We start from the raw sequence: 20700 nt of genomic DNA, 5'->3' as shown, positions 1-20700 counted from the left end.
TAGGTCGGCCTGCGACCTGAATGAGGGGAGAAACATGAGCATGATCCGCGAGAGCGTCAAATCTACTACTCAATGGCTCATGATCGCTGCTGCAGCCGTCATGTTTGCCGGTTGCGCCAGCTTCCCGCCAGCGCCGACAGCAGCTGCTTCCGCCGACTACAACTACAAGATCGGTCCTGGCGACAATCTGAACATCGTCGTCTGGCGCAACCCGGAACTCTCGATGTCTGTTCCCGTGCGTCCCGACGGCAAGATTTCTGCTCCGCTGATTGACGACCTCGACGCGATGGGCAAGAACCCTAGCAGCCTCGCGCGCGATATCGAGAAGGAACTCGGCAACTTCATCCGTGACCCGGTCGTCACCGTCATCGTCACCGGTTTTGTCGGCCCTTACAGCGAGCAGATCCGCGTCATCGGCGCCGCCGCCAAGCCACAGATACTGGCTTACAAGCAGAAGATGACGCTGCTCGACGTGATGATCGCCGTCGGCGGCATCACCGATTTCGCCGACGGTAATGGCGCGACGATCCTGCGCACCGCAGAAAACAATGCGCAGTACAGCGTTCGTCTCAAGGACCTCGTCAAGCGCGGCGACGTCTCGGCCAACGTCGAGATGAAACCGGGCGACGTCCTCGTCATCCCGCAAAGCTGGTTCTGATCATCTCAAAACGTCGACCGCTGCGGCATGAGCCGGAGCGCTGACAAGCCTGGATCCATCGATGGAAGACATCCTTCGCCAAGCATTGGCCATCCTGCGCGCGGCCTGGAAGCATCGCCATCTCGGCGTACTGGTCGCATGGGTGGTCGGCGCCATCGCCGCCGGCGTGATCCTGCGCATTCCCGACCGTTACGAAGCGTCAGCGCGCATCTTCGTGGACACGCAGTCGATCCTGAAACCGCTTCTTTCGGGTCTCACCGTTCAACCGAACGTCGAACAACAGGTGATGATGTTGAGCCGGACGCTGATCAGCCGGCCCAATGTCGAGAAACTGGTGCGCATGGCCGACCTCGACCTCAATATCAAGAGCAAGGCCGCGCAGGAAGCGCTGATCGACGAACTGACTTCCACGCTGAAAATCCAGAGCGTTGGTCGCGACAACCTGTACACGCTGTCGTATCGCGACACCGATCCGGCCAAGGCACAGCGAGTCGTTCAGGCACTTGTGTCGATCTTCGTCGAATCAAGCCTCGGAGACAAACGCGAGGACTCGGATTCAGCGCGGAAATTCATCGAAGAGCAGATCCGCGGCTACGAAAAGAAGCTCGCCGACGCCGAGAATCGCCTGAAAGAGTTCAAGCTGCGCAACATCGAGTTGCAAACCGGCGAAGGCAAAAGCAGCATTGATCGTCTTTCGGAATTAACAACTGAATTGAACCGATCGCGGCTGGCGCTACGCGAAGCCGAGCAATCACGCGATGCACTTCGCCGACAAATCGCAGGCGAAGAACCGGTACTCCTGCCCGAATCGCCGGGCGCCGACGCCGGCGTTTCTCTGCCCGAGATCGACGGCCGCATCGACACGCAGAAGCGTAACCTCGACAACCTGCTGCAGCGCTACACGGAAAAACACCCGGATGTGCTCGGTACGCGCCGCCTGATCAAGGATCTTGAAGAACAGAAGCGGCAGGAACTGCTCGCGCGCAAGAAGTTCGCCGCCGCTAATCCTGGCTCTTCGGTCAGCAACAACCCCGTCTATCAGCAACTCAAGGTTTCCTTGGCGGAATCCGAGGCCAGCGTTGCATCGCTGCAGGCCCGGGTTGCTGAATACGAGTCTCGCTACAAACGCACGACGACGATGATGCGAACTCAGCCGGAGGTAGAAGCAGAGTTTTCGCAACTCAATCGCGATTATGAAATCGACAAGCGCAATTACGAACAACTGGTGTCACGTCGTGAATCGGCAGAGCTCTCAGGAAACCTCGATTCGGCGGGATCAATCGCCGATTTTCGTCTGATTGACCCCCCACGCGCATCGAACAAGCCCGCGTCGCCGAATCGCCTGCTCCTGCTGCCTGGCGGCTTGCTAGCCGCACTGGCAGCCGGCATGTTTGCCGCTTTCGTCGCCAGCCAATTGCGACCGGTGTTCTTCGACGGCAAATCGCTACGCGATGCCACCGGCCTGCCACTCCTTGGTACGGTCTGGCTCATTCCGAACGAAACGCGTCGTCTCAAGGAGCGCGCCAGTATTCGGCGCTTCCTGCTTGCCGTCGTCGGACTGATCGCCGCTTATGGAGTCGGCATTGCTGCCCTCTCTTTACTCACCCAACAAGCTGCCTGAGGTTGATCAATGAGTCTGATTGAACAAGCAGCCAAGCGCCTCGAACAGCTTCGCCAGGCCGGCGTGGAACTGCCCGACGAGCAGGGTCCGTTGGCAGTACCCGCCGGCGAAAAGAAGAGTCCTAAACCGACGCCAGATGTACTGAAAGAAACAGCGGCTTCTCCCCCGACGCTTCAGGAGAAGCAGAAAGCGGAATCAGGCTCGGCGACATCGCCAGCCAGCGAGAATCACGTCTCCAGCAGCAAGCGCGTCGACATCAACCTCGAAGCCATGGCCGCCGCTGGACTGCTGGTGCCGCAGGCGACGCGCAGCGAATTGGCCGGCGCCTTCCGCGTCATCAAACGGCCGCTGATTGCCAACGCCATGGGCAAGGGTGAAACGCCCATCGCGAACGGCAACCTGATCATGATCACCAGTGCTGTGCAGGGCGAAGGCAAGACGTCAACCGCCATCAATCTGGCGATCAGCATCGCCATGGAACTCGACAGCACGGTGATGCTAGTCGATGCCGACGTCGCCCGGCCGTCGGTCCTCAATACGCTCGGCCTGCCGCCAGCGCCCGGTCTGCTTGATGTCGTCGACAAGAACTCGCTCGACATTTCCGGCGTGTTGCTGCGTACCAACGTCGAAAAGCTGTCAATCCTGCCGAGCGGCACCCAACATGGCCGCGCAACGGAACTACTCGCCAGTGACGCGATGGTTCGATTGCTCGAGGACATGGCCAGCCGCTACAGCGACCGGATCATCATTTTCGACTCACCACCGCTGTTGCTGACCACTGAGGCACGCACGCTCGCCACGCACATGGGGCAGATTGTCGTTGTCGTTCAGGCCGAAAACACGCCGCAAGCGGCGGTCAAGCAGGCTCTCGCGATGATTGACGCATGTCCGGTGAAGATGATGATGCTCAACCAAGCGCGTCAGGCGGCGAGCGACGGGTATGGTTATGGCTACGGTTATGGCTACGGATACGGCCATGAAAAATAGGCGGTCTACTGCCCCCCTGTTCCCAGCTGCCCTTTTGCTGCTGCTGAGTGCGGCATCTTTCGCCCAGTCGACTTCAGGCGTTACAGGCGGAACAACAGCGAACCCGACAGCGGCGAGCAGCGCGTCACTAATCGCCGATGCCGTCAGCGATGGAAGCCGCCTGCAACCAGCCTGGCTGATCAAACCGCGAATTTCACTGACAGAAACGCTCACCGACAATGTGAACATTGGCTTGGGTGCAACCGGAAGCCAAAAACAAAGCGACCAAATCACCCAGATCGCACCCGGCATTCGGATTGAGGCCAAGACTGCTCGTCTCAAGGGCTATTTCGACTATACCGCCAACCAGAGCTACTACTTGCAACACTCCGACTACGGCCGGACGCAAAACGCACTGAACACCTTTTCCACCCTTGAAGCCATCGACAACTGGCTTTTCGTTGACGTCAGCGGAATGATTGCCCAGCAATCCATCTCTGCATTCGGCCCGCAATCAACCTCGACGACCAGCATCAACAGCAACAGCACCGAGACGTCCACCTATCGCGTGTCACCCTATATTCGCGGCCAGATCGGTGGGGCGGCGGAATACCAGTTGCGCTACAACGCATCAACGACTCGTGCTGATACCGCCCTTGCTTCCAACGTCGATCTCTCGCAATGGACCGGGCAACTGCGCGGCAGCACGCCTTTCCAGAAGCTGAAGTGGACCGTCGACGGCAACCAGCAGAGCACTGAATACAGCAGTGGGCGCAAGACCGACGCCGATCTTCTCCGCGCCATCGGGACATATTCCGTACTTCCCGATTTCCGCGTATCGCTGAGCGGCGGTCGCGAAGCGAACAACTATGCGTCGGCTGAGCAGGAAAGCCACAACACGCATGGCTTCGGTTTCGACTGGACGCCGACCGAGCGTACCAAGCTCTCGATGTTCAAGGAAAAACGCTTCTTTGGTGATGGCCACAACTTCAGCTTCAGCCATCGTTTCCCGCTGAGCAGCATCAGCTATACCGACACCAAGGACGTTTCGGTTCTTCCCAACCAGTTTGCGACGGTTAATGCTGAAACCCTTTATAGCGATTTCTACAACCGGTTTTATGAAGATCCCAACTTCCGCCCGGACATTAAAGGTCCGCAACGCGACGCGTTCGTAAGGAACATGCTGGCTGGCCTGAACCAATACAACATCGGATTCCTGAGCTCACGCGCCACGCTGCAGCGACGGCAGCAACTGGCATTGGCCCTGACCGGAACACGCAACACGCTGACGCTGCTGGCCAACCGCAGCGAGAGCCAGTCACTGCTCGCCGCTGCCGACATCAATATTCATGACGATCTCAGCAACAATTCGCTGATTCAGCAACGAGGCCTGAGCCTGAACCTCTCGCATCGCCTCAGCGAAGTATCAACCCTCAATGCGCTGGTTTCGCGCCAGGAGAGCATTGGCAGCGGTGGCACGACCGATCTGAAAACCACGACGACGCTCTATCAACTCGGCTTCTCGACCAAACTCGGCGCCAAGACTACCGGAGTCGTCAACGCCCGGCGCTCAGTCTCCGCAAGCAACACCAGCCCCTACAGCGAAAACGCTGTCATCGGTTCCGTCAACTTCGTCTACTGAGCCCATGTACACCGCTTTCTATGGCTTGACCCACAAGCCCTTCCAGCTCAACCCCGATCCCGCTTTCTATTACGGGAGCAAGCAGCACCGGCGAGCGGCAGCCTATCTCGACTACGGCATGCACCAGCATGAGGGCTTCATCGTCGTCACCGGCGAAGTCGGTGCGGGCAAGACGACCATCGTGCGTGGCATGCTCGACAATCTCGATCAGGACAAGGTCTTCGCTGCTCATCTGGTGAGCACCCAACTGGACGCGGAAGACACGCTGCAACTGGTCGGTGCCGCTTTCGGCTTGCGCACGCGCGGCGTCTCCAAAGCAGATGTGCTGATGTCTCTGGAAGCCTTCCTCATCAGCATGACGACCAAGGGCAAGCGCTGCCTGCTGGTTGTCGATGAAGCGCAGAACCTGACGTCGCGGGCTGTGGAAGAGTTGCGCATGCTGTCGAACTTCCAGTTTGGCAACCACGCGCTGCTGCAGAGCTTCCTGATCGGTCAGCCCGAGTTCCGGCAGATGCTGCAGAGCCCGCACATGATGCAGTTCCGGCAACGCGTGATCGCCGCCTGCCACATCGCGCCACTCGACGCCGAGGACACGCGCTCGTATATCGAGCATCGGCTGAAATGCGCGGGTTCGACCGGACTGCCGCATATCCAGCCCGCAGCCTTTGACGCCATCTTCAAGGCGAGCGGCGGCATCCCGCGGCGTATCAACGCCGTTTGCGACCGTCTTCTGCTCTCGGGTTTCCTGAACGGCAAGACCGACTTCGACGCGCAGGCGGTTGAAGAAGTCGCTCACGAAATCCAGGAAGAAACGATGGGGGCGACGTTCACGCCCGAGCCCGGGAATCTGTCAGCCGATGCGCCCAATGGCAGGTCGCTGCCGCGTTTGGCGCCGAATGAAGACGCGGCGATGGACAACCCGGCCGCAGTCCTCGCCAGCCTCAACGTGCAGCAATTCGGCGAACGTCTGCGCCGGCTCGAGCGCAGCCTGTTGCAGATCGAGCGGATCAACACCGCCACGCTGAACCTGCTGCAGCAACTGGTCGAAAACGGCAGTCAGCTGTCGGCCGGCAACGAGCCGCCGCAGCCCATCCCGCTGCACTCCGCAAAGAAAAAAACCTGATGACGGCACAATGGCAATGGCCTCTCGGGCTTGGCCCGGTGATCTGCATCGTCGGCGCCCGCCCCAATTTCATGAAAATGGCGCCGATCCTGCGCGCCTTTGCCGCGCATTCGCCTGCGATCCCGGAGCTGCTCGTGCACACCGGCCAGCACTACGACAAGGACATGAACGACCGGCTGTTCGAGGACCTGCGCCTGCCGCAGCCGGACATCAATCTCGGCGTCGGCTCCGGCTCGCATGCCGTGCAGACCGCCGAAGTGATGCGCCGCTTTGAGCCGGTAGTCGACGAAAAAAAGCCCTCGTGCGTGCTCGTCGTCGGCGACGTCAATTCGACGCTGGCCTGCACCCTGGTTGCTGTCAAGAAAGGCGTTCCGGTCGTGCATGTCGAGGCGGGTCTGCGCAGCTATGATCGCCGCATGCCCGAAGAGATCAACCGCGTTCTCACCGACCAGATTGCCGACCGGCTGTACACGACGGAACGCAGTGCCGCCGCCAATCTGGCGCGCGAAGGCATTGCTGCCGACCGCATCAGCTTCGTCGGCAACGTGATGATCGACTCGCTGCTCAGCAACCGCGCGCTGGCACGCGCGCCGGCGGCGACCGTCAGTGCCTTTGCCGCCGACCCGGCGCTGCTCGCCGGATCGGCCGGCTACGGCGTCGTCACCCTGCACCGGCCGTCGAATGTCGACCACGCCGACGTACTCGCCTCGCTGCTTGGCGTGCTGCGCGAGATCGCCGACTCGCTGCCGCTGGTCTTTGCCATGCACCCGCGCACGCGCGGCAACATCGAACGCTTCGGCCTCTCAGCGCTGCTCGACACGCCACGCATCATCGTCCTGCCGCCGCAGGGCTATCTGGAAATGCTTGGCCTGCTGGCCGGGGCGCGCATCGTCCTCACCGACTCGGGCGGTCTGCAGGAAGAGACGACGGCGCTCGGCATTCCCTGCCTCACCCTTCGCGAAAACACCGAGCGCCCGATCACCGTCGATCAGGGAACCAATACCATGGTCGGCACCGACATCGACGCCATCCGCCGGCACGCGCAGGCGACGCTCGCCGGCCAGGGCAAGAGCGGCCGCATCCCGGAACTCTGGGACGGTCATGCCGCCGAGCGCATCGCCGCCGACCTCGCGGGCTGGCTGCTCGCCCGGCAGCAAGCAGCTTACTGAGAGCCCAAAGCGCCCGATGCCGATCAGCAATGCGCTCACCATCGATGTCGAAGACTACTTCCAGGTTTCGGCATTTGCGCCGCATATCCCGCGCAGCGAATGGGCGCTGCGCGAGTGCCGCATCGAGCGCAACGTCGATCGCATTCTTGCCATGCTCGACGAGCACGGCACGCATGCCACCTTCTTTACCCTTGGCTGGGTCGCCGAGCGTTACCCGCAAGTCGTCAAACGCATCGTCGCCGGCGGTCACGAGATCGCCAGTCATGGCTACGGCCACGAGCGCGCCAGCGAGCAGACGCCGGAAGCTTTCTTTTCCGATGTCCGGATTGCCAAGCTGATCCTCGAAGACCTTGCCGCTTGCGCAGTCAGTGGCTACCGCGCGCCGAGTTTCTCGATCGGTGAAAAGAACCTGTGGGCCTTCGAATGCCTCGAGCGCGCCGGCTATCGTTACAGTTCAAGCATCTACCCGATCCGCCACGACCACTACGGCATGCCCGACGCGCCGCGTCACGCGCACCGGATCGGTGGCCTGCTCGAAATCCCGGCGACGACGCTGCGCTTCTTCAACCGCAACTGGCCGGCGAGCGGCGGTGGCTATTTCCGGCTGATGCCCTACGGGCTGTCACGCTGGCTGATCGGGCGCGTCAACGCGGTGGACGGCTTGCCGGCCGTCTTCTACTTCCATCCGTGGGAAATCGATCCGGCGCAGCCGCGCGTCGCTGGCATCAGCGCCAAGACCCGCTTCCGCCACTACGTCAATATCGACCGCATGGAGCAGCGTCTGCACCGGTTGATCGCCGATTTTTCCTGGGGCCGGATGGACGAACTTTTCCTCGGCCGGAACTGAGTGCCGATGATCATCAGGCAACTCGACCCTGCCGACGCGGCAAGCGCCAAGCGCTGGGACGAATTCGTCTTCGCCTGCGCCGACGCCACCTTCTTTCATCGCGCCGCCTGGCAGGACATTCTGCGCTCGGTTTTCCGGCACCCGACCTACTTCCTTTTCGCCGAAGAGGCGGGCGAGATCGAGGGCGTGCTGCCGCTGGCACACGTCAATAGCCTGCTCTTCGGCAACGCGCTGGTCGCACTGCCCTTTGCCGTATACGGCGGCGTCGCCGCCAGCAACCCCGCCGCCGCCAGCGCGCTTGAAGGCGAGGCGCAGCGGCTGGCGCAGAAACTCGGCGTCGATCACCTTGAATTCCGCAACGTCCAGCCGCGCCATACCGACTGGCCAACACAGGACCTCTACGTCACCTTCCGCAAGGAAATCCTGCCCGAGATCGACGCCAACATGCAGACCATCCCGCGCAAGCAGCGCGCCATGGTGCGCAAGGGGATCAAGAACGGCCTCGTCAGCCACATCGACAGCAACGCCGACCGTTTCTTCAAGCTTTTCGCCGACAACGTGCATCGCCACGGCACGCCGGCGATGCCGAAACATTACTTCGATACACTGCTACGCACCTTCGGCGACGACTGCGAGGTACTCACCGTCACCGATGCCGACGGCCGCCTGCTCAGCAGCGTGCTCTCCTTCTACTTCCGCGATGAAGTGCTGCCCTACTACGCCGGCGACGACGAAAGCGCCCGCCACCTCGCCGCCAACGATTTCAAGTACTGGGAGCTGCTGCGCCGCTCCTGCGAACGCGGCCTCAAGGTCTTCGACTACGGACGCAGCAAGCAGGGCACCGGCACCTACGCGTTCAAGAAGAACTGGGGCTTCGAGGCGCAGCCGCTGCACTACGAATACTGCCTGTACAAGCGTGACAGCATCCCGCAGAACAATCCCAACAACGCCAAGTACCGGCTGTTCATCGCAGCCTGGCGCCGCCTGCCGATCGGCCTTGCCAACCGGCTCGGGCCGCACATCGTGCGCAATCTCGGGTAAGGCACGATGGCCAACATCCTCTACCTCGTCCATCGCCTGCCCTACCCACCGAACAAGGGCGACAAGGTCCGCTCGTGGCACCTGCTCAAGCATCTGCTGACGCAACACCGCGTCTTTCTCGGCACCTTCATCGACGACCCGGAAGACGAGCCGCACATCGCCTACCTGCGCAGTCTGTGTGCCGATCTCCATGTCGCGCACCTCAATCCGCGCTTGGCGCGCCTGCGCAGTCTCAACGGCCTGCTCGGCGGCGACCCGCTGACGCTGCGCTACTACCGCGACGCCGCCTTGCAGTACTGGGTCGACAGCGTCTGCCAGCAGCAGGCGATTGACGCGGCAGTGATCTTCTCGTCGGCGATGGCGCAATACGTCGAAGGCATGAACCGCCTGCCGATCCTCATCGACTTCGTCGACGTCGACTCGGCCAAATGGACGCAGTACGCACCGAATCACCGCTGGCCGATGTCAGCGCTGTACCGGCGCGAAGGTGAGTTCCTGCTCGCCTACGAACGCGAAATGGCGATGCGCGCCGCGCGCTCGTTCTTCGTCACTGAAGCCGAAGTTGCCTTGTTCACCGCGCTCGCGCCCGAATGCAGCCTGCGCGTCGAAGCCGTCGGCAACGGTGTCGATGCCGACTATTTTGCGCCCGACCCGGCCCGCGCCAGCCCCTTCGCTGCCGACGAACTGCCGGTGGTCTTTACCGGCGCGATGGATTACTGGCCGAATGTCGATGCCGTCAGCTGGTTCGCCCGCGAGGTGCTGCCCGGCCTGCGCCAGCGGCGGCCGCAAGTGCGCTTCGTCATCGTCGGTCGCAGTCCGACTGCCGAGGTACTGGCGCTGGCCGGCGAGCACGTGCGCGTCACCGGCACCGTTCCCGATGTCCGCCCCTACCTGCAGCACGCCGCGGTCGTTGTCGCCCCGCTGCGCGTCGCCCGCGGCATCCAGAACAAGATTCTCGAAGCCATGGCGATGGCCCGCCCGGTCATCGCCAGCAGCGAATGCGCGGCAGTGGTCGACGCCGTCTGCGAACCGGCAGAAGGCAAAGCTCCGGAACTGATCAGTGCCAGCAGTGCGGCCGACTTCATCGCCGCGATCGATGCGCTGCTGGCCAGCCCGGATCGCGCCACCGCCATCGGCGAAGCGGCGCGTGCGCGCGTTGTCGCCCGCTATAGCTGGGAAGCGCACCTGAGCCGGATTGACCCTTACCTGCCGTCGCCGGAGAAACCCTCGCCACCATGAGCACCACTTCGCCCGACGCGCTTTCTCCGTCTTCGCCAGGGCTTTCGCCATCCTGGCGGCAGTCGCTGCCGCTGCTGATTGCCATCATCGGCTGGATACTGTTCTGCTACCGCGACACGGCGCTGGCAATGGTCGAAATCTGGGCGCGCTCGGACACCTACATGCACGCCTTCCTCGTTCCGCCGATCACCTGCTGGCTGATCTGGCGGCAGCGCGAGGAAGTCCTCGCCGAGCAAACGCGGGCCTCGATACTGCTTGCCCTTCCCGTTGCCGGAACAAGCTTCCTCTGGCTGCTCGGCGAACTGACCGCCGTCAACGCCCTCACCCAGTTCATGCTGGTCGGAACGCTGGTATTTGCCATCCTCGCCTTGCTCGGCACGGCGGTCAGCAAGCGCATCGCCTTTCCACTCGCCTTCCTGTTCTTCGCGGTGCCTTTCGGCGATTTCCTGCTACCGCAGCTGATGGAGTGGACAGCAAGCTTTACCGTCTTCGCCCTGCGCGCCAGCGGCATCCCGGTCTATCAGGAAGGGCTGCAATTTGTCATTCCTTCCGGCAACTGGTCGGTCATCGAAGCGTGCAGCGGTGTGCGCTACATCATTGCATCGATCACCGTCGGCACGCTGTTCGCTTATCTCAACTACGTTTCCTGGCGTCGCCGCGTCGCTTTCATCGCCGCCTCGCTGATCGTTCCGGTTGCCGCCAACTGGCTGCGCGCTTACCTGATCGTGATGCTCGGACACCTGTCCGGTAACAAACTGGCGGCCGGGGTCGATCACCTGATCTATGGCTGGGTGTTCTTTGGCATCGTCATCGTCATCATGTTCATGATCGGCGCCCGCTGGGCCGAGTCACCGGCAGCCGTGGCGGCCGGGGAATTTGCCATGACGGCGAGCAATCGCCATCCCGTTGGCCGTATTCAGGCATGGCTGGCGGCATTCGGCATTGCCCTGCTCGCTGCTGCCGGCCCGTTTGCTTTCTTCGCAATCGACCGCGCTGATCAGGCGAGCTCTCCACAACTTGCCAGCCTGCCGCCACCTAGTGGCTGGAGTGCAACGACTTCTTTCGCCAGCTGGAAACCTGCCTATGCCAATCCTTCGGCCGAGACGCTGACTGCCTTCGAACGCGAAGGCAGCAGGGTCGGCGTCTATATCGGCTACTACCGCCATCAGGACTACCAGAGCAAGCTGGTCACCTCGACCAACACTTTCGCCGTGAGTACCGATCCTGTCTGGTCGGTCACGGCGCGCAGGCAAAGCGCGACCCGGTTTGATGGCCTGCCGGCAAGCGTGCGCACCGCCGAACTGCTCGGCCGGGATACCACCCCAGAAACGCGGCTCATCGTCTGGCAGTGGTACTGGATCAACGGCCAGCTGACCAGCTCGGACCTTGCAGCCAAGCTGTACACCGCACTCTCCCGCCTGCGCGGCAATGGCGACGATTCGGCTGTGGTCATGCTCTACGCCCCCAAAGACATCGCTGACGAAGCTTTGCCGGCCTTTGCCCGTGACGCCGCTGCAGCCATCGCCAAGCAACTCGCCAGCACCCGCGACAGCCGATGAAACAGGATCCGCGCCCGCTCGTCGCTCATGTGATGTACCGCTTCGATACCGGCGGACTGGAAAACGGCATCGTCAACCTGATCAACCACATGCCGGCCGAGCGCTACCGGCACGCGGTGATCGCACTGACCGAAGTCACCGACTTTCGTCAGCGAATCCGGCGCGACGATGTGCAGTTCATCTCCTTGCGCAAGGCGCCGGGCCACGGTATCTGGCTCTTTCCCAGGCTCTACCGTCTGTTCCGCGAGCTACGCCCGGCCATCGTGCATAGCCGCAATCTGGCGGCGCTGGAAGTTCAACTTCCCGCCTGGGCTGCCGGCGTTCCGGTGCGCATTCATGGCGAGCATGGCCGCGATGTCGGCGATCTAGACGGCTCGAACCGCACCTACCAGCGTGTACGCCGTTTTTACCGTCCCTTCGTGAGCTATTACCTCGCGCTCTCCCGCGACCTTGCCGACTATCTCACCGATATCATCCGTGTCCCGGGAAACAAGGTGCTCCAAGTTTATAACGGTGTCGACTCGCAGCGTTTCCATCCCGGCGAACCCGATCGGGTGGCGGCGGACTGCCCCTTCGCGCGTCCGCAGCACTGGCTCGTCGGCACCGTCGGCCGCATGCAGACGGTGAAGAATCAGCCGGCACTGGCGCGCGCCTTCATCCGCGCGCTGCAGATCGAGCCGGCACTGGCCGAGCGCGCCCGGCTGGTGATGGTCGGCGACGGGCCGCTACGTGACGAATGCCGCCAGCTGCTCGACGCCGCTGGCGTCGGCGAACTGGCCTGGCTGCCCGGCGAGCGCAGCGACGTCGACGCGGTGATGCGCGGACTCGACTGCTTCGTTCTTCCCTCGCTGGCCGAGGGCATCTCGAATACCATTCTCGAAGCGATGGCCTCGGCGCTGCCGGTCGTTGCCACCGACGTTGGCGGCAACGCCGACCTCATTGCCGCTGGCGAAACGGGCGAAATCGTTCCGCCGAGCGACGACGAGGCCATGGCCCGAGAGATCGTCCGTCTGGCCAGCCGGCCGGAGCAGGCCAGGCATATGGGGCTGGCCGGACGCCGGCGCGTCGAACAGAATTTCAGCATGCAGGCCATGGTCGAGCGTTACCAGGACACCTACGACAGACTCCTGCACCGTCCAGGTGCCAGCCAGGCGCGCTGACAGGAAAGAAACGAATGTGCGGAATCACCGGAATCTTTGACACCCGCGGCAAGCGCGACATCGATCGCGCGGTGCTCCATCGCATGAACGAATCGCAGCATCACCGTGGCCCGGTGGAAGGTGGCGTGCATGTCGAGCCGGGGCTCGGTCTCGGCCATCGGCGGCTGTCGATCATCGACCTGTCCACCGGCCAGCAGCCGCTCTACAACGAGGACGGCAGCGTCTGCGTCGTGTTCAACGGCGAAATCTACAACTATCAGGAACTGATCCCGGAGCTGCTGGCACTCGGCCACCGCTTCCACACGCGCAGCGACACCGAAGTCATCGTGCATGCCTGGGAAGCCTGGGGTGAAGCCTGCGTCGAGCGCTTCCGTGGCATGTTTGCCTTTGCGCTGTGGGATCGGAACCGCGACACGCTGTTCCTCGCCCGCGACCGGCTCGGTGTCAAGCCGCTGTACTACGCGCTGCTCGACGACGGCAGCTTCCTGTTCGGTTCCGAGCTCAAATCGCTGCTCGCGCACGGTGGGCTGCGCCGCGAAATCGACCCCTGCGCCGTCGAGGAGTATTTCGCGCTCGGCTACGTCGCCGAGCCACGTGCGATCTTCAAGCAGGCAAGGAAGCTGCCACCGGCGCATACCTTGCTGCTACGCCGCGGCCAGCCGTTGGGCGAGCCGCGCGAATACTGGGATGTGCGCTTCACGCTCGACAACCCGATCAGCGACGAAGATGCCTGCGAGGAATTGACGGCGCGGCTGAAAGAATCGATCCGCCTGCGCATGATTTCCGAAGTCCCGCTCGGCGCTTTCCTCTCCGGCGGCGTCGATTCGAGCGCCGTCGTCGCGCTGATGGCCGGACTGTCGGACTCGCCGGTCAACACCTGCTCGATCGGCTTCTCCGACCCGGCCTTCAACGAATCCGAGTTTGCCCGGAGGGTCGCCGACCGCTACCAGACCAACCATCACCTCGATATCGTCGAAAGCGACGACTTCGACCTGATCGACACGCTGGCGCGGCTCTACGACGAGCCTTACGCCGATAGCTCGGCGATCCCGACTTACCGCGTCTGCCAGCTGGCGCGCAAGCACGTCACCGTTGCGCTCTCGGGCGACGGCGGCGACGAGAGCTTCGGTGGCTATCGCCGCTACCGCCTGCACCTGATGGAAGAAAAGATGCGCGCCGCGCTGCCGCTCGGCCTGCGCCGTCCGCTCTTCGGCGCACTCGGCGCGCTCTACCCGAAGGCCGACTGGGCGCCGCGCATGTTCCGCGCCAAGACCACTTTCGAAGGCATGGCGCGCACTTCGGTCGAAGCCTACCTGCACTCGATCTCGATCCTGCGCGCCCCGATGCGCGAGCAGCTGTTCAGCGCCCGCTTCAAATCGGCGCTCGGCGGTTACGACGTCAGCGAGGTCTTCGCCCGTCACGCGGCACGCGCCGGCACCGACGACCCGCTGGCGCTGATCCAGTACCTCGACCTGAAAACCTATCTGGTCGGCGACATCAACACCAAGGTCGATCGCGCCAGCATGGCGCACTCGCTCGAAGTACGCGAACCATTGATGGACCATGAACTGGTCGAATGGCTGGCGACGCTCGATTCGACGCGGAAAATTCGCGGCCAGGAAGGCAAGTTCCTGCTCAAGAAGGCGATGGAACCCTTGCTTCCCGACGACGTACTCTATCGCCCGAAGATGGGCTTTGCCGTGCCGCTGGCGCGCTGGTTCCGCGGCCCGCTCAAGCAGCGCGTGCAGGAATCGATCCTCGGCGCGCGCCTCGCCGACAGCGGCTGGTTCAACCGCGACTATCTGCAGCATCTGGTCAGCGCGCACAACAACGGCAGCCGCGACTACAGCGCGTCGATCTGGACGCTGCTGATGTTCGAAGCCTTCCTGCGCAATGTCATGGAAGCAGGAGAACCCGCCTGATGCGCGTCCTGCACATCCTCGACCATTCGATCCCGCTGCACAGCGGCTACACCTTCCGCACCGCGGCGCTGCTGCGCGAGCAACGTGCGCTCGGCTGGGAGACATTTCATCTCACCTCGCCGAAACAGGGCGCCACGGCGGCGGCGCTTGAGGAAGTGGACGGGCTGCGCTTCTACCGTACACCGCTGGCCAGCGGCACGCTGGCGGCCCTGCCGCTCGGGCGCGAAGTGGCGCTGATGCAGCAACTGGCAGCGCGCATCGAGGAAGTGGTGCGGGAGGTACGCCCGGACATCCTCCACGCGCACTCGCCGGTGCTCAACGCGCTGCCGGCGATCAAGGTTGCGCGCCGCCTCGGCATTCCCGTCGTCTATGAAATTCGCGCCTTCTGGGAGGACGCCGCCGTCGACCATGGCAGCACCCGCGAAGGCAGCCTGCGTTACCGTGCCACACGCCGCCTCGAAACGCGTGCGCTGCGCCAGGTCGATCACGTGTTCACCATCTGCGAAGGACTGCGCGCCGATATCGTTGCCCGCGGCATTGCGGCCGACAAGGTAACGGTGATCCCCAACGCGGTCGATGTCGACGCCTTCCCGCTCGCCAGCCCGCGCGACCCGGCACTGGTCGAAAAATGGGGGCTTGCCGGCAAGACGGTGATCGGATTCGTCGGCTCCTTCTACGCCTACGAAGGCCTCGACCTGCTGCTCGATGCGCTGCCCTTGCTCATCGCCCGCCAGCCCGACATCTGCGTATTGCTCGTCGGCGGCGGCCCGCAGGAAAGCAATCTGCGCCAGCAGGTGGAGCGACTCGGTCTCGCCGATCACGTCAGGTTCACCGGTCGGGTGCCGCACAGCGAGGTCAATCGCTATTACGACCTGATCGACGTGCTCGCCTACCCGCGCCACCGCATGCGCTTGACCGAACTGGTCACACCGCTCAAACCGCTGGAAGCGATGGCACAGGGGCAGCTCTTCGTCGCCTCCGATGTCGGCGGTCATCGCGAGCTGATCGAGCACGGCAAGACCGGCATCCTGTTCGCGGCCGGAGACCCGAAGGCACTGGCCGGGGCACTACTGCAACTCCTGAACGACAAGGATCACTGGCCCGTGCTCAAGGCCAACGGACGGCATTTCGTCGAGCAGGTGCGCAACTGGCGCAACAGTGTTGCCGCTTACGTCGCGCCCTACCAGCGCCTGACCGGCCACGCGGCCGACTGATCCACTGCCTGCATGCCCCGCCCGCTGAAGATCCTGCTGATGTCCACGCTGTACCCGAGCGCAGCGCGCCCGGTGCACGGCATCTTCGTCGAGACCCGCCTGCGCGAACTGCTCGGCAGCGGCGAGGTCGAGGCGCGCGTGATCGCGCCGGTGCCCTGGTTTCCCTTTGCCGGCGCCCGCTTCGGCGAGTACGGCAGATACGCCGCGACGCCGCGGCACGAGCGGCGCAACGGTATTGACGTCAGCCATCCGCGCTATTTCCTGCCACCACGCGTCGGCATGAACCTCGCTCCGCACACGCTCGCCCGCGCCTTCCTCGGCGAAGCGCGACACCTGGCCGCGGAAGGCTTCGTCCCGGACGTGATCGATGCGCACTACTACTACCCGGACGGCGTCGCCGCCGGCATCGCCGCCGCTCGCCTCGGCCGGCCCTTCGTCGTCACCGCGCGCGGCACCGACGTGAACCTGATTCCCGATTACCCCTATCCGCGGCAACTCATCCTGGCCACCGCTGCGCAGGCACGCGCTTCAATCGGTGTCTGTCAGGCACTCAGCGACCGGCTGGCCGAACTCGGCGCCGACCGCTGCCGGCTGCGCACCTTTCGCAACGGTGTCGATCTGGAGCGCTTCTCGCCGGTCGCCCGGACTGAAGCTCGGCGCCACCTCGGCATCGCCGACGACGGCCCGGCGCTCGTCTCGGTCGGTCACCTCGTAGAGCGCAAGGGGCATCACCTTGCCGTCGACGCGATGCGTCAACTGCCGGCCGATACCCGGCTCTACGTGATCGGCGAGGGCGAGGAGCGCCCAGCGCTGGAGCGGCAGATCCGGCAGCATGGTCTCGAGACGCGCGTGCGGCTGGTCGGCGCGGTCGCCAACACCGAGCTGAAATGGTGGTACAGCGCCGCCGACGCCACGGTCCTGTGCTCCAGCCGCGAGGGCTGGGCCAACGTCCTGCTCGAATCGATGGCCTGCGGCACGCCGGTCGTTGCCACCGACATCTGGGGAACGCCCGAGGTGGTGTCGTCGCCGGCCGCCGGCAGGCTGATGGCGGCGCGCACTGCCGACGCCCTGTGCGCGGGGTGGGCAGCGCTGCGCGCCGAACCGCCGGCGCGCGAGGCGACGCGCCGGCACGCCGAGGGCTTCAGCTGGGACGCGACGACACGCGCGCAACTCGCGCTGTTCCGGGAAATCGCCGATGCGTGACCTGATCATTGCGCCGATCATCGTCGCGCTATGTCTCATCGCCCTGCGCCGCCCGTGGATCGGCGTGCTCGGCTGGACCTGGATCAGCCTGATGAACCCGCACGCGCTATCCTGGCAACTGAGTTCGCTGCCCGTCGCCGCGACCATGGCGGGAACCACCCTGCTCGCCGCGCTGTTCACCCGCGAGCCGCGCAACTTCAAGATCAGCGCGGAAATGTGGGTACTGATCGCGTTCATGTGCTGGATGACGATCACGCTCACCCTGGCCTTCGACTTCGATAACAGCTTCACGATGTGGAAGCGGGTGATGAAGATCGACTTCATGGTGCTGGTGACGATCGTGCTGCTGCATAGCAAGCGTCAGTTGATCGCCTTCATCTGGGTCGTTGCCGCATCGGTCGGCTTCTACGGCATAAAGGGCGGGCTGTTCACGCTGGCGACCGCCGGTTCCTACCGCGTCTGGGGGCCGACCGGCACCTATATCGAAGGCAACAACGAACTGGCGCTGGCGCTGGTGATCGTGACGCCGCTGTTGCGTTTCCTGCAACTGCAGACCCAGTCGAAATGGATCCGCTATGGCCTCACCGCAGCCATGCTGCTGTGCGTCGCCGCGGCGCTGGGCAGCCACTCGCGCGGCGCCCTGCTGGCAATCGGCGCGATGGCGATGGCGCTGTGGTGGTTCGGTGGCCGCCAGATAGGCATCCTCTTGAGCATCGTCGCGGCGGCGGCGGCGGCCTACTTCTTCATGCCCGAAGAGTGGTTCTCGCGCATGCACACCATCTCCGAATATCAGGATGACGGTTCGGCGATGGGGCGCATCAACGCCTGGACGATGACCTGGAACCTCGCGCGCGACCGTTTCTTCGGCGGCGGTTTCGAAATCTACAATGCCACGCTCTATGCGCTCTACGCGCCGAATCCGGATAGCGTGCTGGTCGCCCACAGCATCTACTTCCAGGTGCTCGGCGAACACGGCTTCGTCGGGCTCGCCCTCTTCCTCGCGCTGTGGATATTGGTCTGGTGGCAGGCCGGCAAACTGCGCAAGAGCGGACGGGCACGCCCGGAAACGCGCTGGGTAGCCGAACTCGGCGCCATGTGCCAGGTCAGCCTGATCGGCTACGCGGTCGGTGGCGCCTTCCTCAGCCTTGCGTACTTCGATCTGCCGTACAACCTGCTGATCATGGTGGTGCTTGCCCGGCGCTGGGTGCAAAGCGAGGGCTGGAGCAAGGAGACCGCATCCCCGCCCGCCACCACCCCCGGAGGGAGCACATGAACCTGTTGAGAACGGCATTCCGGCTGGTCTCGCCTCCCGGACGATCGGCGCGTCTGAGCATCCTGATCTTTCATCGCGTGCTGGCACAGCCCGACCCGTTGCAACCCCACGAACCCGACGCGCGCCGTTTCTCGGAACTGCTCGGCTGGCTGAAGGACTGGTTCACGATCCTGCCACTCGATGCGGCGATCCCCCGTCTGATCGATGGCAGCTTGCCGGCGCGGGCAGCGGCGATCACCTTCGACGACGGTTATGCCGACAATCACGATGTCGCCCTGCCACTGCTCAAGGCGCACGGACTGCCGGCGACCTTCTTCATCGCTACCGGCCATCTCGACGGCGGTGCAATGTGGAACGACCGGATCATTGAAAGCGTGCGTACGCTGTCCGCCGACGCGATCCGCCTCGACGACGTTCCCGGACTACCGGCGACGGCCCCGGTTCAGCTACCCGCGCGCTCGCTGACGGAGCGGCGGGCTGCCATCGACTTCCTCCTGCAGCAACTCAAGTACCTTGAGCCGGAATCCCGGCTCGAGGCGGTGGCGGCCATCGCGGCGCGCAACCGGACGCAATGTCCGGGCGATCTGATGATGAGCAGCGGACAAGTCAAAGCGATGGCGCATGCGGGAATGGGCATCGGCGCGCATACTGCCACCCATCCGATCCTCGCGCGTCTGGACGAACGCAGCGCCCGCACCGAGGTCTGTACGAGCAAGAGCTTCCTCGAAACCCTGCTCGGCGAACCGGTGCGTTACTTCGCTTACCCCAATGGAAAACCCGACCTCGACTACACCGCCAGGGACGCCGCCATCGTCCGCGATGCTGGATTCACTGCCGCGTTCAGCACGGCGTGGGGCACCACGCGCCCTGGCGACGATCTCTTCCAGTTACCCCGATTCACGGCGTGGGACACGCAACGCCGGGCCTTCGGTACACGCATGCTGCGAAATCTCGCCTTCACGACGCCGCAGCGGGCGCGATCTTGAGCCCATGCCTGTGTGGTGTACCGGTGAGGGAATGTGCTTGACCGGAAGTTATTCTGCGGTAGCGAGCCAATGAAACCGGAATTGCCGCCGCCCGACTCCGCCCGCTGGACAATCGCCATATTTACGGCACGGGAAAGTCTGGAGACGCTGAACGCTTGCCTGCACGCAGTCGGCGCGGCCTGTCGCGAAGACGCGATCATCGACGTTGTCGTGAACGGCAACCCGGGCCTGGCGCGCAGGCTCGCCGACGAAGCTCGCCTGCCGGTGCGCTGCGGCCTTCCAGGCAGGGCGTGCCTGCGCATCTGGGAAATCGGACTCGGCGACAAGGCGAACGCGTGGAACCAGTACATCGCCAAAATTTGGCCAGGAAGCAAAATCACGTATTTCATCGACGGCTACGTCCAGCCCTTCCCCGATGCCTTGCAACGCATCGACACAGAACTTTCCGCCCATCCGACGGCGCTCGCCGCCACCGGCGTTCCGAGCGTCGGGCGCAGCGCGGCGCTACTACGCGAGGAACTCCTCAGCCACGGCGGGCTCCACGGCAATCTGTTCGCACTCCCCCGAGCGACGATCGAAGCGCTCAGACATATCGATTTCCAGCTACCATTGGGTCTGTACCGCACTGATTCGACCATCGGTGCCGCGCTGGCGTATTCGCTGCATCCCGAATCCTGCGCGTGGGACCCCAGAGGCAACATCCATGTCTGCGCCGACGCCAGTTGGTCCAACCCCACCGGCAGCATCTTCCGCTGGCGCGACCTGCATGCGCAGATGCTGAGAGTACTGCGCCAGCAGCGCGGAACCCTCGAAAACCATGCCGTCCGTCATCTCTTTTCCGAACTGCGCCTGCCAGTCGGCGCCTTACCGCGCAGCGTGAACGAACTCGTAGACAACTGGCGGCGTGAAAAGCGATCCGAGTTCCTGCACCTGCTGCTTGTCAACCCGATTGCGGTGGCGCTGGCACTGCGCAACCTCGAGAGCAAGCGCTCCGCCGTGGACAATCCCCAACGCGGCCCCGAAGCCGTCAGTGCTGAACCGCTCCCCGGGAGCGCAGCGCCCCGGCAGTAGTTACGC

Annotated in this window: 17 protein-coding genes; all 17 read left to right on the top strand. The window is 63.7% G+C overall.

Going from position 1 to position 20700, the window contains the following annotated elements:
- Nucleotides 1-40 precede the first annotated feature (40 nt).
- The 17 genes from GGD90_RS11290 (at nucleotide 41) to GGD90_RS11210 (ending at nucleotide 20694) form a co-directional block, all read left to right on the top strand.
- Nucleotides 41-658, top strand: a complete 618-nt coding sequence (locus GGD90_RS11290) for an XrtA/PEP-CTERM system exopolysaccharide export protein (protein ID WP_184415147.1) — start codon at nucleotides 41-43, stop codon at nucleotides 656-658.
- Between the two features lie 61 nt (nucleotides 659-719).
- Entirely contained in the window at nucleotides 720-2279 is a 1560-nt protein-coding gene (locus GGD90_RS11285) for an XrtA system polysaccharide chain length determinant (RefSeq protein ID WP_153116963.1), read from the top strand.
- A 9-nt stretch (nucleotides 2280-2288) separates the two neighbouring features.
- Complete coding sequence (locus GGD90_RS11280; protein WP_153116964.1) at nucleotides 2289-3266, top strand: XrtA-associated tyrosine autokinase; 978 nt, start codon at nucleotides 2289-2291, stop codon at nucleotides 3264-3266.
- Complete coding sequence (locus GGD90_RS11275; RefSeq protein WP_184415131.1) at nucleotides 3256-4887, top strand: TIGR03016 family PEP-CTERM system-associated outer membrane protein; 1632 nt, start codon at nucleotides 3256-3258, stop codon at nucleotides 4885-4887. The genes GGD90_RS11280 and GGD90_RS11275 overlap by 11 nt, the downstream gene beginning before the upstream one ends.
- Before the next feature lie 4 nt (nucleotides 4888-4891).
- Nucleotides 4892-6010, top strand: a complete 1119-nt coding sequence (locus GGD90_RS11270) for an XrtA/PEP-CTERM system-associated ATPase (protein WP_153116966.1) — start codon at nucleotides 4892-4894, stop codon at nucleotides 6008-6010.
- Nucleotides 6010-7179, top strand: coding sequence for a non-hydrolyzing UDP-N-acetylglucosamine 2-epimerase (gene wecB / locus GGD90_RS11265; protein WP_153116967.1), 1170 nt, complete (start codon nucleotides 6010-6012; stop codon nucleotides 7177-7179). The genes GGD90_RS11270 and wecB overlap by 1 nt, the downstream gene beginning before the upstream one ends.
- Nucleotides 7180-7195: 16 nt before the next feature.
- Nucleotides 7196-8026: an XrtA system polysaccharide deacetylase gene (locus GGD90_RS11260; protein WP_153116968.1), complete on the top strand. Its 831-nt coding sequence runs from the start codon at nucleotides 7196-7198 to the stop codon at nucleotides 8024-8026.
- A gap of 6 nt (nucleotides 8027-8032) precedes the next feature.
- On the top strand, nucleotides 8033-9067 hold the full coding sequence (locus tag GGD90_RS11255; protein WP_184415129.1) for a FemAB family XrtA/PEP-CTERM system-associated protein: 1035 nt from the start codon (nucleotides 8033-8035) through the stop codon (nucleotides 9065-9067).
- Between the two features lie 6 nt (nucleotides 9068-9073).
- On the top strand, nucleotides 9074-10306 hold the full coding sequence (locus GGD90_RS11250; RefSeq protein ID WP_153116970.1) for a TIGR03087 family PEP-CTERM/XrtA system glycosyltransferase: 1233 nt from the start codon (nucleotides 9074-9076) through the stop codon (nucleotides 10304-10306).
- The gene (xrtA, locus tag GGD90_RS11245; RefSeq protein WP_153116971.1) at nucleotides 10303-11865 is read left to right on the top strand and encodes an exosortase A; all 1563 of its coding nucleotides are present in this window, start codon (nucleotides 10303-10305) and stop codon (nucleotides 11863-11865) included. Before GGD90_RS11250 ends, xrtA begins: the two co-directional genes overlap by 4 nt.
- Nucleotides 11862-13025: a TIGR03088 family PEP-CTERM/XrtA system glycosyltransferase gene (locus GGD90_RS11240; protein ID WP_153116972.1), complete on the top strand. Its 1164-nt coding sequence runs from the start codon at nucleotides 11862-11864 to the stop codon at nucleotides 13023-13025. The genes xrtA and GGD90_RS11240 overlap by 4 nt, the downstream gene beginning before the upstream one ends.
- Nucleotides 13026-13039: 14 nt before the next feature.
- Nucleotides 13040-14947: an XrtA/PEP-CTERM system amidotransferase gene (locus GGD90_RS11235; RefSeq protein WP_153116973.1), complete on the top strand. Its 1908-nt coding sequence runs from the start codon at nucleotides 13040-13042 to the stop codon at nucleotides 14945-14947.
- Nucleotides 14947-16161, top strand: a complete 1215-nt coding sequence (locus GGD90_RS11230) for a TIGR04063 family PEP-CTERM/XrtA system glycosyltransferase (RefSeq protein WP_153116974.1) — start codon at nucleotides 14947-14949, stop codon at nucleotides 16159-16161. The genes GGD90_RS11235 and GGD90_RS11230 overlap by 1 nt, the downstream gene beginning before the upstream one ends.
- Nucleotides 16162-16173: 12 nt before the next feature.
- Nucleotides 16174-17364, top strand: a complete 1191-nt coding sequence (locus GGD90_RS11225; protein WP_153116975.1) for a glycosyltransferase — start codon at nucleotides 16174-16176, stop codon at nucleotides 17362-17364.
- Nucleotides 17357-18637: a putative O-glycosylation ligase, exosortase A system-associated gene (locus tag GGD90_RS11220; RefSeq protein WP_153116976.1), complete on the top strand. Its 1281-nt coding sequence runs from the start codon at nucleotides 17357-17359 to the stop codon at nucleotides 18635-18637. The genes GGD90_RS11225 and GGD90_RS11220 overlap by 8 nt, the downstream gene beginning before the upstream one ends.
- The gene (locus GGD90_RS11215) at nucleotides 18634-19623 is read left to right on the top strand and encodes a polysaccharide deacetylase family protein (RefSeq protein WP_153116977.1); all 990 of its coding nucleotides are present in this window, start codon (nucleotides 18634-18636) and stop codon (nucleotides 19621-19623) included. The genes GGD90_RS11220 and GGD90_RS11215 overlap by 4 nt, the downstream gene beginning before the upstream one ends.
- A gap of 69 nt (nucleotides 19624-19692) precedes the next feature.
- On the top strand, nucleotides 19693-20694 hold the full coding sequence (locus GGD90_RS11210; RefSeq protein WP_153116978.1) for a hypothetical protein: 1002 nt from the start codon (nucleotides 19693-19695) through the stop codon (nucleotides 20692-20694).
- The last annotated feature ends 6 nt before the right edge of the window (nucleotides 20695-20700 follow it).

It is taken from the genome of Rhodocyclus tenuis, from assembly GCF_014197755.1.
In the GTDB taxonomy this organism is placed as follows: domain Bacteria; phylum Pseudomonadota; class Gammaproteobacteria; order Burkholderiales; family Rhodocyclaceae; genus Rhodocyclus; species Rhodocyclus tenuis.
This window is presented reverse-complemented; position numbering and strand designations above follow the sequence as displayed.

Excerpts from the sequence above, each read along its gene's own strand:
- GGD90_RS11290 (WP_184415147.1), top strand. The coding sequence starts at position 41 with ATGATCCGCGAGAGCGTCAAATCTACTACTCAATGGCTCATGATCGCT.
- GGD90_RS11285 (WP_153116963.1), top strand. The coding sequence starts at position 720 with ATGGAAGACATCCTTCGCCAAGCATTGGCCATCCTGCGCGCGGCCTGG.
- GGD90_RS11280 (WP_153116964.1), top strand. The coding sequence starts at position 2,289 with ATGAGTCTGATTGAACAAGCAGCCAAGCGCCTCGAACAGCTTCGCCAG.
- GGD90_RS11275 (WP_184415131.1), top strand. The coding sequence starts at position 3,256 with ATGAAAAATAGGCGGTCTACTGCCCCCCTGTTCCCAGCTGCCCTTTTG.
- GGD90_RS11270 (WP_153116966.1), top strand. The coding sequence starts at position 4,892 with ATGTACACCGCTTTCTATGGCTTGACCCACAAGCCCTTCCAGCTCAAC.
- wecB (WP_153116967.1), top strand. The coding sequence starts at position 6,010 with ATGACGGCACAATGGCAATGGCCTCTCGGGCTTGGCCCGGTGATCTGC.
- GGD90_RS11260 (WP_153116968.1), top strand. The coding sequence starts at position 7,196 with ATGCCGATCAGCAATGCGCTCACCATCGATGTCGAAGACTACTTCCAG.
- GGD90_RS11255 (WP_184415129.1), top strand. The coding sequence starts at position 8,033 with ATGATCATCAGGCAACTCGACCCTGCCGACGCGGCAAGCGCCAAGCGC.
- GGD90_RS11250 (WP_153116970.1), top strand. The coding sequence starts at position 9,074 with ATGGCCAACATCCTCTACCTCGTCCATCGCCTGCCCTACCCACCGAAC.
- xrtA (WP_153116971.1), top strand. The coding sequence starts at position 10,303 with ATGAGCACCACTTCGCCCGACGCGCTTTCTCCGTCTTCGCCAGGGCTT.
- GGD90_RS11240 (WP_153116972.1), top strand. The coding sequence starts at position 11,862 with ATGAAACAGGATCCGCGCCCGCTCGTCGCTCATGTGATGTACCGCTTC.
- GGD90_RS11235 (WP_153116973.1), top strand. The coding sequence starts at position 13,040 with ATGTGCGGAATCACCGGAATCTTTGACACCCGCGGCAAGCGCGACATC.
- GGD90_RS11230 (WP_153116974.1), top strand. The coding sequence starts at position 14,947 with ATGCGCGTCCTGCACATCCTCGACCATTCGATCCCGCTGCACAGCGGC.
- GGD90_RS11225 (WP_153116975.1), top strand. The coding sequence starts at position 16,174 with ATGCCCCGCCCGCTGAAGATCCTGCTGATGTCCACGCTGTACCCGAGC.
- GGD90_RS11220 (WP_153116976.1), top strand. The coding sequence starts at position 17,357 with ATGCGTGACCTGATCATTGCGCCGATCATCGTCGCGCTATGTCTCATC.
- GGD90_RS11215 (WP_153116977.1), top strand. The coding sequence starts at position 18,634 with ATGAACCTGTTGAGAACGGCATTCCGGCTGGTCTCGCCTCCCGGACGA.
- GGD90_RS11210 (WP_153116978.1), top strand. The coding sequence starts at position 19,693 with ATGAAACCGGAATTGCCGCCGCCCGACTCCGCCCGCTGGACAATCGCC.